The 14,766-nt window shown below is 67.4% G+C and carries 11 protein-coding genes; 6 read left to right on the top strand and 5 right to left on the bottom strand.

Translation table 11 applies throughout. The features are described from left to right. Positions 1–347: 347 nt before the first annotated feature. Positions 348–1,715, bottom strand: a complete 1,368-nt coding sequence (locus ACFT32_RS14290; RefSeq protein WP_382488795.1) for a cytochrome P450 — start codon at positions 1,713–1,715, stop codon at positions 348–350. A gap of 679 nt (positions 1,716–2,394) precedes the next feature. On the opposite strand from ACFT32_RS14290, the gene ACFT32_RS14285 reads away from it, so the two are divergent. Continuing rightward, positions 2,395–2,718: a hypothetical protein gene (locus tag ACFT32_RS14285; protein WP_382488793.1), complete on the top strand. Its 324-nt coding sequence runs from the start codon at positions 2,395–2,397 to the stop codon at positions 2,716–2,718. A gap of 173 nt (positions 2,719–2,891) precedes the next feature. Here ACFT32_RS14285 and ACFT32_RS14280 read toward each other — a convergent pair whose 3' ends face one another. Next, a complete protein-coding gene (locus ACFT32_RS14280) occupies positions 2,892–4,604 on the bottom strand; it encodes a hypothetical protein (protein WP_382488792.1) in 1,713 nt (570 codons plus the stop codon). 2,430 nt (positions 4,605–7,034) lie between these two features. Between ACFT32_RS14280 and ACFT32_RS14275 the strand changes: the two genes are divergently transcribed. The 5 genes from ACFT32_RS14275 to ACFT32_RS14255 all read left to right on the top strand — a co-directional run bounded on the left by ACFT32_RS14275 (position 7,035) and on the right by ACFT32_RS14255 (position 10,527). Next, on the top strand, positions 7,035–7,259 hold the full coding sequence (locus ACFT32_RS14275) for a hypothetical protein (protein WP_382488791.1): 225 nt from the start codon (positions 7,035–7,037) through the stop codon (positions 7,257–7,259). A 275-nt stretch (positions 7,260–7,534) separates the two neighbouring features. After that, the gene (locus ACFT32_RS14270; RefSeq protein ID WP_382488789.1) at positions 7,535–7,774 is read left to right on the top strand and encodes a hypothetical protein; all 240 of its coding nucleotides are present in this window, start codon (positions 7,535–7,537) and stop codon (positions 7,772–7,774) included. Positions 7,775–7,859: 85 nt separating this feature from the next. Next, positions 7,860–9,266, top strand: coding sequence for a glutamine synthetase family protein (locus ACFT32_RS14265; protein ID WP_382488787.1), 1,407 nt, complete (start codon positions 7,860–7,862; stop codon positions 9,264–9,266). Between the two features lie 9 nt (positions 9,267–9,275). Then, positions 9,276–9,500, top strand: a complete 225-nt coding sequence (locus ACFT32_RS14260; RefSeq protein ID WP_382488786.1) for a peptidase inhibitor family I36 protein — start codon at positions 9,276–9,278, stop codon at positions 9,498–9,500. Between the two features lie 673 nt (positions 9,501–10,173). Beyond that, the gene (locus ACFT32_RS14255; RefSeq protein ID WP_382488784.1) at positions 10,174–10,527 is read left to right on the top strand and encodes a hypothetical protein; all 354 of its coding nucleotides are present in this window, start codon (positions 10,174–10,176) and stop codon (positions 10,525–10,527) included. 74 nt (positions 10,528–10,601) lie between these two features. Here the strand turns inward: ACFT32_RS14255 and ACFT32_RS14250 are convergent, their stop codons facing one another. The 3 genes from ACFT32_RS14250 to ACFT32_RS14240 form a co-directional block, all read right to left on the bottom strand. Next, positions 10,602–11,381: an erythromycin esterase family protein gene (locus ACFT32_RS14250; protein ID WP_382488782.1), complete on the bottom strand. Its 780-nt coding sequence runs from the start codon at positions 11,379–11,381 to the stop codon at positions 10,602–10,604. A 368-nt stretch (positions 11,382–11,749) separates the two neighbouring features. After that, positions 11,750–13,711, bottom strand: a complete 1,962-nt coding sequence (locus ACFT32_RS14245) for a spermidine synthase (RefSeq protein ID WP_382488781.1) — start codon at positions 13,709–13,711, stop codon at positions 11,750–11,752. A 107-nt stretch (positions 13,712–13,818) separates the two neighbouring features. Continuing rightward, positions 13,819–14,697 carry an oxygenase MpaB family protein gene (locus tag ACFT32_RS14240; protein ID WP_382488779.1) on the bottom strand — a complete coding sequence of 293 codons (879 nt, stop codon included), beginning with the start codon at positions 14,695–14,697 and terminating at the stop codon, positions 13,819–13,821. Between the last annotated feature and the right edge of the window lie 69 nt (positions 14,698–14,766).

Below are 14,766 nucleotides of genomic sequence, written 5' to 3'. Positions count from 1 at the left end.
CACCCGGATCGCCTCCTTCCTGCGCACCTGGAAACCCTGATCGCGCCCCGAGAGGTGACCGTCTTCAGTCGAGCGTGCCGACCGGGAGTCGTTCATCCGACAGCGCCGAAGTCCTCAAAGGCCAACCCGGTACCTGATCTGAATGTCGGGTAACACCGGCAAGCACATACGCGAAGCCTGGGATTTCGGCCGCCGACCATCGCGATCACGGCACCGCGAACTCGACGGGCCCGTCCTCGCCGCCCGGTTCGCTCGCTGCGCCTGATCAGCCAGGGGGTCACGCACCCGAGAGACAGCGAGCGGACGGATGCACCTGACCAACTGACCAACCATCGAAGAGACACCCGCTAGAGACCGACCCCGGCTCGGGGACGGTTCCGGGGACGGACCGTCATCCGCAGCGTGCGCGGCCTTACCGTAAGCCGAGCGACCTGGCGGATGACCTGGCCCTCGGAGAGTTCCAGCCGTACCGAACGCAGCATGGTCGCGAGCGCCGTGACCATCTCGGTGAGGGCGAGGCGGTCCCCCATGCACTTGTGCTTGCCGTCCCCGAAGGGCAGGAACGCGCCCGGCGGAGGCTCCTGCGCGGGGTCGGTCCACCGGTCCGGGGCGAAGGTGTGCGGGTCGGGGAAGCGCTCGGGGTCGCGGTGCAGGGCGTGCTGGCAGTAGGCCAGTTCGGTGCCGGCGGGTAGCGTCCACTCGCCGAGCCGGGTCTCCTCGGTGGTGCGGCGGGTGACCAGCCAGCCGGGGTGGTGCAGCCGCAGGGTCTCGGTGATCACCCGGTTCAGGTAGGGCAGCCGGGTCACGTCGGCGAAGGCGACCGGCCGTTCGCCGAGGACCTCGCCCAGCTCGGCCAGGACCCGGGCCTCGATGTCGGGGTTGCGGGCGAGTTCGTACAGGGCCCAGGACAGCACCGACGCGGTGGTCTCGGTGCCCGCGACGGCCAGGGTGAGGATTTCGGAGCAGATCTGATGCCCGGTCAGCGGCTCGCCGGTCTCCTCGTCGATGGCGCGCAGCAGCATGGAGAGCATGTCCCCGGTGTCGTGCCCGGAGGCCTGCAGTTCGTCGACGGCGGTGTTGATGGTGGCGCGTACGCCGGCCCGGGCCCGGTCGAAGCGGCGGTTGAAGGGCAGCGGCAGGCGCTCGGCCCAGTCTGGCAGCATGATGCGCACACCGACGTCGTTCAACACCACCGACAGGTCGCTGCGCAGCCGGCGGAAGACGGCGTCGTCGAGGCTGCCGGCGAACACCGTCTTGGCCAGCATGTCGAGGCTGAGTCCGACCATCGCCTCGCGTACGTCGAGGGCCTGCCCGGGCTCCCAGCCGTCGACCGTAGCGGCCACCTCGGCACGCATGATGTCGACGTACCGGCTGATTTCGGTGCTGGCGAACGCTGGTTGCACCTGGCGGCGTTTGCGTACGTGGGTCCGGCCGGTGGCGGTGACGACACTGTCGCCCAGCAGCTGGCCCAGCTTGTCGTAGAGCCGGCCCTTGTCGAGGGAGGGCCCCAGTGCCTTGAGCATCTGGTGGATCAGGGCCGGCTCCTGGACCACGACGGTGCGCGTCCCGGGTTGCAGGACGATCTCGACGAGTGGTTCCCGTGTCTCGCGAAGCGAGTCGATGAAGCCGAGGTTGTCGCGCATTTTCAGAGCGTGGCCGATGAACGGAAACGATCCTGCGGCTCGAGGTATGGGGGGAGGCGCAGTGGACGTCACGAGTCATCCCTTCACTGCAATCATGGGCGCCCCTATGACTTCCCTGAACCTTCCGAAGTGCAATCCTGTCATGAACGTGTCCTGCGCCACGTAGGACGAGCTGGTTGGGAGGGCAGGAGGGAGCCCCCTTCCCCTCCCCATTCCGGTCAGCCGAGCGTGGTCGTGGGCCTAGGCCGTTTCGTCTATATCTAGGTTTGCAGCTCGCTGCCGTCGTCGGCGCTGATGGCGGTCGACGGCCTGGATCACGGGAGAGAGCGTGGCTGGCGTGCTGTACGGGTAAGCCGCGCAGTTCGCGTTCGCCCGGTGGACGCCCAGCCCGCGGGCCAGCAGCTCGTCCTGGTCGGAGTGTGACCGCAGGTCTTCCGATCCGGCAGGTTTCCCGGCTGCCCGGTCTGTTCCGAGGCCGGCGGGCCCGGCAGGCCGTGCACCAACCGGCTGTGTGCCCTACCGTTCACCCAGCACGGTATCTCCCGCGTCGACGCGGTGGCCGTCTACTCCGGTGCCCTCCGCGACAAGATCCACAAACTGAAGTACGACGGTGCGTACGGCTGAGCGATGATCTTCGTTCGGCTCCTCGTCGGCTGGATGGAGAGGCACCCGAGCAGATGGAGGTGTCGACTGCGTTGTCGGCAACCCGACCCACAGCGGCCGCCAGCCCTTCCAGCGCATCGAGGCGATCATGGACGGGGCATACGACGAGGACGTCAACCGAGCATTCCCGCTCAGCGCTCCGGGCGCACACCGCCTGGTCAAGGGGACCGAGACGCCCCGATCCGCGAACCGGAGCCGAGACGACAAACGCGCGGCCGCAATCTCGCACGCCTCATCCCTGACGTGGATCGGCGACGCGGGCGACATTGAGGGACCCATCCATTCCATCCTGCTCGTCGATGACGTGCTCAGCAGCGGCTCGCAGCGCCGGCACGTCGCACTGGGACTCCGGGCGGCCCGGGCCACCGACGTCCGGGGACTCGCCCTCACACGCGTCCCCTGGAGCGGGTGACGGCGCCGTCGGGGCTCGGGGTCCGGTACAAAACGCAGCAGGGTGTCCGCCCATTCACATAAGGATCTGGGACCTGAAGCCCGCGGTGGATTGAAGGGCCGCGGTACGGTCCGAGGTCGATGGTGAGGCCGGCCCCACCATCTACTCGTCATCTGGAACAGGGGGGTGAGGTGTCAGCCGTCGAGCCAGTCGCCTGCGAGGCTCGAGGGACGGTAGCCCGTGGCGTTCCAGAGGAAATGCGGGTGGGCACAGCCGAACATGTAGGCGAGCAGTGTGGTGTCTTCCCGCCCGGTCTGAGGGTCGTGCAGGGTGTGGAACATCTCAGATCCGACTACGCCGGCGTCTTGTTGGACATGACGAGCGCGGGCCGGGGAGGGTGCGGCGCTGGATGCCTCCACGGCGGCGAGGTAGGTGCGGCGCAGGATCTCCCATGTGCTGTCGATGTTGCCGTACCAAGGGCCGTGCAGTGCTTCGAAGGCATGGAGTTCGGCATCGAAGAGCGGCCATGTCCGGGGGTACTGGGCTCGGCAGCGTGCGGATAGCTCGGCGGTCCGGGGGCTCAGTGCTGGGGCAGTGGGTCGCGGGGTGATGGTGAGGGTGGTGCCGTGGGTGAGGATGCCGGTGCATGCGTTGGGCTGCAGGTCGCAAAGTGGGCACGCCTCGGCTGGGGGAAGGCCCTGGGTGATGCCGTCGAACCACAGGGCGTGGCGGCCCGTGAGCCCCATCCAGACGATGGTGGTGGTCATCAGCCAGGTGTTCCACATCGGACTGTGAGCCTCGGGCATGCAGCCGTACTTGACGAGGGCTATGGCGCATGCAGCGTAGAGCGCCTTGGTGTGGGTGGGCATGTCAGCGAGCCAGAAGTTGCTGATCTCGCCGGTGAGGGCGTCGGCACGTACGTCGACCATGTCGTCGATGACGCGGCACAGCAGCAGGGAGGCGAGGTGTTCTTCCTGCCAAAGCTCGGTGTCGGGTGAGACGTGCCAGAAAAGGCAGTCCAGCATCTGCAGGAGTGAGTAGCTGCTCTGGCTCAGTGGGTTGGTCTGGGGAAGTGTGACGCTGCCTGTGTCGTGCTGTTGGAGCCAGTACTCGTCGACGGATCGCTTATGGGCTGCGAAAAGTCCGGAGACCAGGGCCCGTGCGCTGTTGGTGCTGAAATTCTCAGCCAGGCGGCCTTTGGCGAGTTGGGTGAGGCGCGTGGTGTCGATGGTGTCGACCACGCGTTTGTATTCGTGGAAGACGAGGATGTCGTCTTCGAAGCGGTGGCGGTGGCCCAGATCTCGTTCAAGGTCGTTCATCTGCCGGGTCCAGGACCATCCACCGGTCAAGACGCTGTTGAGTTCCCGGCGGTATGGCCAGGTCTTGTTGGTGAGGGGACGACCCGCGCTCTGCCGCCAGCTGTAGTCACTCAGCGTGCGTGCGGGGGGTGTGGGCAGCCGACTGCAGAGAGCGCAAGCACAGTCGGATATCTGCTGTTCCTTGCGCGGCGGGGTGAGTGCTCGGCTCCTCCAGGCCCCTTCCAGCATCCTGCTGGTCAGTCGGCATACCTCAGTATCGGTGCTGACTTGGGGGAAGGCTGCTTCGATCATGCGCAGGCTGGTGTCGAGTTGCGTCAACCTGGCGTAGCCCTCCTCGTCGGGCGGGAGGAACGCGCGCGGCGCCAGCTGGAGGGCTCCCTCCACAGGCAGCGTGGTGCTGGAGTGGGGGGATCCGAGGGCGTCCAGCCGCTGTTGAGCGGCGCTCTGGCAGTCTCGGTACTCCTCCGTGCACCCATTGATGCCCTTCGCCAAGAGGCGGGCCAGGGCGTCTCCCGCCTCCCCGGGCTGGAGCTGGGCGCTGGGCTGCGCCGGAACGCTGTCGGCGGACACCTTCGCAACAGCACCCACGCCTCGAGATTTCACACCGGTCTCCCTTCAAACTGTGTTCCGTAGAGAGGAATCGAACGGCCCGTGGTGTGGCCGGTCGCGTCCGCGAATGTTCCGTGCCTTCCGCGACGGCCTCGCCGGACAGCCGGACTCACGCGAACGGCTACGGCTTTGACCGCCGCGAGGGGCACGACTGCTGCGTTGACGGCCTGGGCAGGGGAGCGAGCCGCTGCTGCCCTTCAAGGACGAATTGCCTCTTGCCCGCTCGGTTCTCGAAGGGGGCCGACCGCTCGTCCACGGCAGATTCATCCTCGACAGCGACGGCCTTCCATGAACGGCCCGCCTTTGTCGAAGCACTCCTGTTGCGAGACGCGCGGCGTGGCCGCCTCAGCAGTGTTGATCAGGAGGCACTTGCTGCCGATCAGGCGTGGCGCGACCACTGGATCCGGGGTGCGCCACTGCCGGCTAAGGGAATGCCAGAGGATCCGATGCCGGCCGCCCCGTATAACGGATCAGCGGGAGCTTGGCCGGGGGCGTCCGGATCGTCTGCTGCGTCAGCTCTTCCATGTGGTCTCCACGGAAGTGCAACCGTGTGCCCTTCTTCGACGAGGCAGAGCACCCGCGGCCTGCTGCCCGCGCGCAGCGAGGTGACGATTAGGTCACGCGTCACCTCGGGTACGCGGTGGGCCCGGTCCGGCAGGTAGGCGGCGAACTGGTCATCGGAGAGGAAGGCCGGGGAGAGCTGGTTCTTGTCATCGGCCGAGGCGTGTAGGTAGGCGGGGGCGGTGGCATGCTGCAGATCCCATGACCTGCGCTCCTCGAACCTCGGACTGGCTGCGGACCAGGCCCATGTCTTGGATCCGGCGCTGAAGACGCTCCTCGGCGTACTCAAGACGTCTGCTGGGAGAGTCGAAGGGGCGGTCGAACGTTGACGTCCTGAGGCATGCGCTTCCTTTCGGGAGACGGACCGCAGAGTCCCCCCGGCCTGCAAACAGGAGGCCGTCGAGACCGCCTGCACATTCGAACTGGGCTTCGCAGAACGAAAGTTGAATCGAGAACGCTACGAGGCTGCCCATGGCGTAAATGATCTACACCGTGACCCGGCCGTGATCTGGGTTACTGCTCGAGCCTCATGAGCTGCATATAATCGCGCGCCTCCGCGGGTGTGAGCGGGACCTGCGTCCCAGCGTTCTCCTGTGCTGGCCCGTCGAACGGATCGCGGTCCAGGGCACCAGGTCCGCGAGCGCTCCCTCGCGTGGCCAGCCGGTGTCGTCGAGATGAACCGGAGCCGGGCCCGCCGCTCAGGCGCACATCGCCTCGGCGAGTCCGATCGCCCCGTTGGGCATTAGGTCGCACCGGCCGAATTGCCAGTCGATACGCGGGGCAGGGAGACGACGAACCACTGAGCTCAGTCGGCCAGGTGAGAAGGCGGCACCAGGGCTCATATGGAGCACCAGGAGCGGGTGAGGCCGGCAAGGAGCACGGCTGCGCGCTCAGCTGTTATGAGGGCCGACGCTGACCAGCATGTGGGAGAACTGCATGAATTCCTGAGCTCCCGCGGCGTATTCCAGACGATCGGGGTATCAGATGTATGGCTCACCACCTCCGATGCCGGAAGCATGCGTCTTAAAATCAACGCCCGAGGTTGGGGCGCCTATCAATCCAAAAGGCTCCACCCAGAGATGGAATTATGGCTCAAGAATTCAGCATGGCAAGGCGAGGAGGTCACTGACCTGCGAACCGCGACTACCAGCGTGTACGGGACGGTGCATCACGTCGTAGAAGCCGTGGGGCGGGACGTCGATCAGTGTCTCCGCGCCACCATCACCACGTATCACGCATCACGGAGACGTGGACCAGCATGGCCTTCGCCGGACAACTGTCTCAGCCGGGCCTACTCCACGCGACTCCATTGTCACCACACTTGGCCACCTGAGCCTCTATGCAGCCGAGCTCGGCGCCAGCTACGACCCGTTGGACGCGAAGAGGCAAATTAGAGGGCGAAAGAACATACACCCTGGATTCCGACAAGGTCACCCTGCGGTACGGCGTGGACGACGATGCTCAGCCAAGGCTCGGGCCCCTCTCTGTCGCGCCCGCACCAGATCGGCGTCTCGAATGGCTGACGCGTCCAGCAGGTTGAGAATCGGCGCTCCACAGTGGCCGGTGCGTCGGCTGATACTCGACTGCCAGCCCGGAAAAGCGCGATACAACACGTACGACCTGCCCGTGAGTCCGGGTTCGTCCTCCTACGCTCATTGCGCAACTCGATCTCTCTGCCAAGGCGGCCTTGGTGATCGCCGAGCCGTGGTCGACGTCGAAGCCGCCGACGAACTGACCGCGTTCGCCATCCAGGATGCGCTGGCCGGACGGTGAGCGCCTGCTCGGTGGACCGTACGACCCGAGTCCCCGCGTTCCCGGCGGTGCCGAGGCAGCGGTGGGGACAGGGCTGTGGTGGTCGGTTGCAACCAGCGCGGGCAGGTCCGCTCCTCGGTGCCGCAATTGTTCGCCCGGTCCTCCGACGGCACCGCCCTGCTCGCCGACTGCCCCAGCCACCCCGGCGCCGGCGGCGAACGCACCCTGGGCGCCACCGAAGCGGTAGCGGAAGCGTACGCGCATTTCGACTGGATCTACCGGTGGCTTTCGCTGCTCGTGAGGTGCTGGCGGCGAACCTGAAGTGGCTGGCTGACTGTTGTCCAGTGTGGAAGAACCGGTTCGACCGCAGAGTGACCGTGTCGCCCGCGTCGGTCCTGAGTTCACAGTTCAGCGGGAGCCTGGGCCGCGACTGGCAGGTCGAGTTCCGGCGACTTCGTGACGCTGCCTGCCGAAAGGGGGCGCGCTACCTATGAGCAGCCGGTCACCCCCTTGGCTGAGAGTGCCTCCTTCCGTCCTCATTTCGTCCCCCGTATCTTCAGAGGATCTCTGTGTCTCGCAGAACAGGGGCCCCTCCTTTGGCCCACGATGACGTCATCCTGGCCCAGCTCGGCGTAAAGGCCGAACTCGCCCGAAACATGGGCGTGTTCGGCAACTTCGCGACCAGCTTCTCCGTCATCTGCAACCTCGCCGGCGGAATGAGCTTGTTCGGCTACGGCCTGGAGCACGGCAGGCCCGTGGTCATGCTGGCCGGCTGGATCGTCATCGGCTTCATGACGCTGCTGGTCGGAATGACCATCGGGTGCCGGCCTGGCTGACTTAGATCACCCGCGTACGCCGCGACTACCAGCTCACCACCCACGCCAGCACCGCCCAGCGGGGCGGACCAATGGAGGACGTCTGATGCACAGCCACGACGCACAGCGTGACGAGCAACCCACGGCACTCGGGTCCTGGCCCACTGGAGCCGTCACGCTGGGGGCGTTCGAGGAAGCCGTCCGGAATGGGGAGATCACAGCGGTGAGACTCGCCGTGCCGGACATGCAGGGTCGGCCCAAGGGCAAGATCCTCACCGCTCCCGTCTTCGTGGACCGGATGAACTCCGCGGCGGAGATGTGCGCCTACGTCCTGGCCACAGACGTCGACATGACCCCGCTCGATGGCTTCGCCCTCACCGGCTGGGAGCAGGGCTATGGCGACCTCGGTGTGAAGGCGGATCCGAGCAGCATCCGCCTCCTGCCCCACCAGCCCGGCACAGCCCTCATCATGGGTGACGTCTTCCACCACGACGGCCGGCCCGTCGAGGTCGCTCCCCGCCACATGCTGCGCACTCAGCTGGAGCGCCTGGCCGATCTCGGCTATCGCGTGGCGCTGGGCACGGAGGTTGAATTCGTGCTGTACCAGGGCACTGGCCAGGAGGCGCACAGGTCGGCATACGGTGGTCTGCCCCCGGCTTGGTCCGGCGACCTCGACTACGCCCTCAGCCATCCCCCGGAAGTCGCTGACTTCCTCCAGCACCTCCACGATGCCCTGCGGGAAGCGGGCGTTCCCGTCGAGGCGATCAAGACCGAGGGTGCGGCAGGCCAGGTCGAAGTGACCTTCGCCTATGGCGAGGTGATGTCGGCGTGCGACGCCTACTCAGCCTTCCGGCTCATCGTGCCGGACCTCGCTCAGCGGCGGGGTATGACTCCGACGTTCATGGCCGCACCCGCCACCGGCATCGGCAGCGGCCTGCACTTGCACCTGTCGCTGTGGTCCGCCAACGGCAACGCGTTCGCCTACCACCGGAGCGCGGACCTGCCTCCTGTGCTGGAACGGGCCATTGCCGGCCTGGTGTCCGGCATGCCACACCTGGCTCCGCTGTATGCCCCCACCCCCAACGCCTACAAGCGGTACGCTCCGCACACCTTCGCCCCGACCAGCTACACCTGGGGCTTCGACAACCGCACCTGCGCCGTTCGCGTCACCGGTGTCGGCGAGAGCGCCCACCTCGAAGTCCGCCTGCCGGGCGCCGACGCCAACCTCTACCTCGCCCTCACTGCCGCCTGCGCCGCCCTCATCCACGGTATCCAGGACCGCCCCGAGCTTCCGGCGCCCTGTGGCGGCGACGCCTACACGACAAGCGACGCCAGCCCCGTGCCAGCCGACCTCACCGAAGCCATGAACAGCTTCATCGGCAGCAAGGTCGTGTATGACGCACTCGGGGAAACGGTCATGAACCACTACGCCCGCGCGGCCCAGGCCGAACTCGCCTGGCACCGCAGGCAGGTCACCGACGTTGAGCGCGAGCGGGGTTTCCACCGTGCTTGATCTTCCCCTTTGCCCGACAGAGACCCGGCGGGCGAGCTCAGCAACTCGAGCTTCCGGCGCCAGTCCAGCACACAGCGGGCCGCCATCGACTGCCCCTCCGGCTACGTGTACATCTACCCCGAGATCAACTTCGGCGGCCAGCCGTGGGTGCAACGCGCCGTGGACGGCAGTGTGAAGGACCTCCCCTCCGCGATCCGTGACCGCGGCAGCTCGCTCCGCGATGATTGTGGCTGACCACGCCCACCCACCGAGCCAGGCAGCCGGATTCGTACACAGCCGTCAGCCCCGCCCACCGGCGGGGCTGATCAGCATGCGCGATCGTGAAGGGCGGTCGCCTACGCGGCGAAAGGCTCTGCAGGGCTTCAGCCGAACGATCTTCCCTGCAGGCAATAGGTGAGGCCCGGGGACACTGTCCCCTCCACAACCGCATTTCTCCCAACGCAGCCGGCCACGCTGGCATTCCCGACAGACCACCACCGTGTTCTCCGCGGCCGCCGACTCCTACGCCTTGATGATGAGAGCTCGAAAATCTCGATGAGAACTGGCAACGGTTTCCACGCTGCGGGCCTGGTTCGACCAGTCCGAGGCCCACGCGCCGCCGTGGTATCGCGCCATGGAGGACCCAGTGGAGGCCAGGCCCTGCACCTGCCCACGACGATCCGGCCCGTCCGTGGACCGTGGCGAACCTGGCGGCCGAGTCGGGAGTGTCCCGCGCTGGTCTCACCCCGGCGGTTCACCGCACAAGTCGGCGAACCGCCGATGGACTGCCTCGCGTCGTGGCGCATCGACTTGGCGGCCGATCTGCTGCGCGAGACCAAGGCCACGGTCGGCTCGATCGCCCACTCTTGCTCCGGAGGTTGAGCTGTGGCTGACTGACAACGGCGTCGGCGCCTAGGGGGAGTCGAGCATGGGCAACTGGGTCGTGATCGCGGAGTACTACAGCGACACGTACAGGACCGAGTTCATTCGTCGTGGACAGGAAACGAAGGACGAGGCACTGAAGGCACTCCGTGCCGCACTCCACACGTATCTGCCGAGCAAGAACATCGTCGAGAAGCGGCGCCACGTATATCGCTTCGCCGACCAGGAGTCATACCTGGTGGTGATCAAAGGCAAGCTCACGCAGTGGGAGTGCACCCTGCGTATCGCGGAGCTGGTCTCGGACTCGACCGACCCGGCCGTGGCCGAGCGGGCACAGATGGACGACGACGCGGCAGAGGAGGATGACGGGCCGCAAGACCGGATCCCGCCTGGCTACTGAGCAGCGGAGCGGACCGCAGGAATTCACGCTCACCCACTCGGTGGAGCAGAACCGCCACGTGGCCTTGGGCAGACCTAGGCGTTGGCCTGGCGGCGCCAGGACATCTTCCGTGGGGCAGCATGGTGCGCGGGCTCAGCCGGATGGGCAGCATGCTGACGCCACAGCCACAGTGATGTCATGGACAGCAGAGCGGTGAAGACCCCCAGGAATACCACCGCTACCCACATCTGTCGGCTTCCGGGGGCTGCCCAGCCCGCCGATGCAGCCGAGACAGCCCACAAGGCGGCGCCCCCGGCGTAAAAGGTGCGGATCCTGCGCAGTTGCCGCAGGGCTCGTACGGATTCGGCGTGATCAGTTTCCGGTGCCATGGCGACGCAGGTACCCCGATACGCGACCCCATCACCCAGTCGCTCTCGGCCAGGGACAGAGGTGAAACGCCGCACCTTGCCGTCCGGCGCGGTGGAGTTGAACGAGCCCTGGTCAAAGGTGAAGCCCACGCTCACATACGCCCTCCCCAGCCGGTCGCGCAGGAACGCGCCTTGCGTTCTGAAGGAGCAGAAGCGCGCTACCTGGTCGATCACCGTCGCGTGCTGGAGCGCCCAGTAGACCGCCGTCCCCTGCGGGGACCGCTCCCGCAGCAGTTCCAGGGCCTTGCCGGTCCGGGCCGCCACCTCACGGCGCTCGGCGAGGGGGCGGTTCATGTACTGCTCCATGTACGCGCGGAGCGACATGGTGGGCCGCGGGCCGCGGTACAGCTCGGTGAAACGGGCCAGGAGGTCGGGGTGGGTGCGTGCCACGTGGTCGGTGACCTTGTCGTACAGCTCCGGTCCGGCCCAGCCGAGGTCGTCGCCCATGAAGCGGACGGGGTCGTTCGGGTGCTGCCGGTTTTAGGCCCGCATCCACTGGACGAGCGCCAGGTAGTCGGTGTTGTTCCACCAGAGGTAGGTGCCCTGGAACTCCTCGTTGAGGCGCAGGCCGGTGCTCCAGCTGACCTCCAGCGCGGAGGTTCTGAAGCCCTTCTCCTCGACGAGGTGGCGGTGTCCTGTGTGGTCGTCGTCGTGGCGGAGGCTGTGTGCCGAAGCGTCAGTGCCGTGCCGGTGAGGCCGGCGAGCAGGGTGAGGACGAGTCCCGTCCGAAGCGATGTCATGATCCCAGGTTCTCGTTCCGGACCGGCGTCGCCCATCCGGCGGTCCTCCGAACCCAGGTGCTTCCGCACCCGGCTTCAGACTTTTGAAGCGGCCGTCCCGGTGCCGGCGAGGCGCATGGCGACGCCTGCGCCCAGGTACAGCACGGCCACGACCAGCAGCAGCGTCTGATAGCCCGTCACCAGGGCCAGGTACTCCAGCGCGCCCCCGGTCAGCGCGCCCAGCAGGTTCGCGCCGAACGCCGAGGTCGGGTCCGGGGCCAGAGCGAGGCGGTCCGAGAAGATGAGGTTGGCGCAGAAGATGGGGGCGAAGGCCAGGGCGATGGCAGCGGCCAGGCGGGCGGGGAACGGCAGCGACAGCACGGCCTCCGCCGGGACCAGCCAGGCTGCCGCGAGGGAGCCGAAGAGGAGAAGCTGCAGCAGGATCCCGTTGACGTGCCGTAGCTTTCGCCGGACTTCGACAGCGGCCAGGACCGCCAGGAGCACGCCGATGAAGACGAGGGCGTTGACCAGCCAGGTCGTGCCGAAGTAGAGCGCGAAGCCGATGACGTTCTTCGTTTCCAGCAGCATGAAGGCCGCGCCCAGCAGGAACATGTCGGTGTAGCGGAACGTGCTCCGGACGCGCACCCCGGTCAGGCGAACCGACAGGAGCGTCACCAGCAGCATGGCGCCGAGGGCGCCCAGATAGAGCGTGGGGATGCTGCGGTGGAGCAGGTAGGGGAAGGGGTGGTCGTCGGTCGCGGCCTGCGGGACCGGGCCGCTGGGCCGCCAGACCTGCTCGCAGGACTGGTCGGCGGTGGTCATTCCGGCCACCAGCACGGCCGCGTTCCGTTTGAACGTCGTCACGCAAGGGGCGTGGCCGTAGACGTCGTCGAGGGTGCCGGCGAAGCGGTCGACCAGCCAGCTCTTCCGGTAGTAGTTGTACATGGCGAATGCGCCGTCCGGCGTCAGATGGTCGCGCGCGGCCTCGAACGCCTCCCGGGTGAACAGATAGCTCTCCAGACGCAGATTGCTCGCGCCTGCCACCAGCGTCAGCGAGTCCGGCAGCGCCAGGACGATGAGGTCGTACTCGGCGTCCGTCCGCTCGAGGAAGGCCCGGCCGTCGTCGATGTGGACGTGCACCCTGGGGTCGTCGTACGGCTTCGCGGGGTGCAGTTGGGCGCCGATCTGCTGCAGTCGGGGGTCGATCTCGACCGCGTCCACGTGCTCCGCCCCGTACGCGAGCGCGACCGCGACGTCATTGCCGTTGCCGGCTCCGATGACCAGCACGCGCTTGTGGGGGTTGCGGGGCGTCTGCTCGTACGCCTCCCGGTAGGGCGAGTTCTCGCGCATCAGCACCCGGAGCGGCGCGGTGCTCTGGTGCGGGACGCCGTTGGCGGAGATGTAGTAGGTCCGGGTCGTGGTCGGTGACGGCTTGAGTTCGATCTTGTAGTAGGGCGACCAGGAGATGCCGGTCGTCGTCGACTCCAGGAACAGCACGACGACCATCGCGGTCAGGGGGATGCCGTACAGCAGTGTGTTGCGCCGGCCGCCGAGGATCAGCAGGGCCACGGCGGCGAGTACGCCCCAGACGACCGACGGGGCGCGCAGCCAGGACAGTACGGCGAAGGACACCGAGCCGGTGAGGCTGCCGAGCAGGTCGTAACGGTAGGCGTTGAGTGAGGGGAGCAGGCGGAACAGGTCGGCGGTGATCTTGCCGATTCCGGCCATGATCAGCGCGGTCAGCAGGAAGATGACCGGCAGCGTCACCCACTCGGGCAGGCCGGTGGCCTTCACAGCGGTGAAGTAGATGACCTGGCCGCTGCTCTGACGCACCTGCACGGGGAATTCGCGGACCAGGACGACGAGCAGCACGAGCGGGACCGGTGTCCAGCGTTTGAGCCAGTGTCCGCGCGCGGCGGGGATCAGGAACCCGATGCCGATACCGAGGAACGATCCCAGCAGGATGAAGTTCGAGAAGTAGCTGAGGTGGACGACGTTGGCGCCCGCCCATCTGATCAGTGCCAGCTCGACGAAGAGCATGGTGCTGCTGGCCAGCATGAGTCTCAAGCGCACCGAGCTTGCTGTTTGCCCGGTTTCGACCCGATTCATACGCATGCACAGTGCCAGCTTCGGAGCGGCGAGTCGAGGTGCCTTGCCGGGGAGTGCTATGCCGCGTCGCGAGGCGGTGTCATGGCCCAGCGGATGCCCGCGGTCACGGCCGTGCCGAGCGGGCGGACGCACGGACCCTCGGCCACGGGGAGCCGGGGCAGCCACAGTGCGCGCGAGGCCCAGAGCGGCAGGAGGGAGACGGCGTTGGCGGCGATGACGCCGTACGGGAGGCGGGCGAGGAGCGGGACGGGCGGGTTCAGCAGCAGGAACCGGGCCGAGCTGCGCGCCTCTTTGGTGGCACGCAGCTCGCCGCGGTAGGCGGCCAGGCGCGCGGCGAGTTCGGCGGCGTTCACCGGCGGGTCCGGGACGCCGAGCGCGGCGGCGATGCGTGCCATGTCGGCGACGTAGGCGTCGCATCCCTCGTCGTCGAGGGGGTGCGCACCGTAGCGCTGATGGGCGCGCAGGAAGCTGTCGACCTCGGCGATGTGCACCCAGCACAGCAGATGCGGGTCCGCGGCGGAGTAGGACTGTCCGTCGGCGGTCGTGCCGCGCACCGTCTCGTGGACGGCTCGTACGCGGTCACAGGCTTCCTGAGCGCTGCGGGCGGGCCCGTAGGTGGTGACGGCCAGGAAGGTGCTGGTCCGCTGCAGCCGTCCCCACGGGTCTCCGCGGAACCCCGAGTGCCCGGCCACGGCGGCCATGGCCAGGGGATGAAGCGACTGGAGCAGCAGGGCCGACAGGCCGCCGATGAACATCGCGGCGTCCCCGTGCACCCTCCTGACGGGCTGCTCGGGGCCGAACCAGCGGGGGCCGGGTGTGCCGTGGATGCGCGCCCGGTTGCCCGGGCCCTCCGGACCCGCCACGCGGGCGAAGATCTCCCTGCCGAGGCGGTCACGCAGCGAGGGTCCGCCTTCCGGGAGGAGTTTCCTGGTCATCGCGTCCTCCTGACCACGGCGACTGACGGTTCAGTCCCCTATGACTTCTTCTGCCCAGGCTCCCCTTTC

The sequence above is a fragment of the Streptomyces sp. NPDC057002 genome (genome assembly GCF_042673825.1).
Lineage (GTDB): Bacteria > Actinomycetota > Actinomycetes > Streptomycetales > Streptomycetaceae > Streptomyces.
This window is presented reverse-complemented; position numbering and strand designations above follow the sequence as displayed.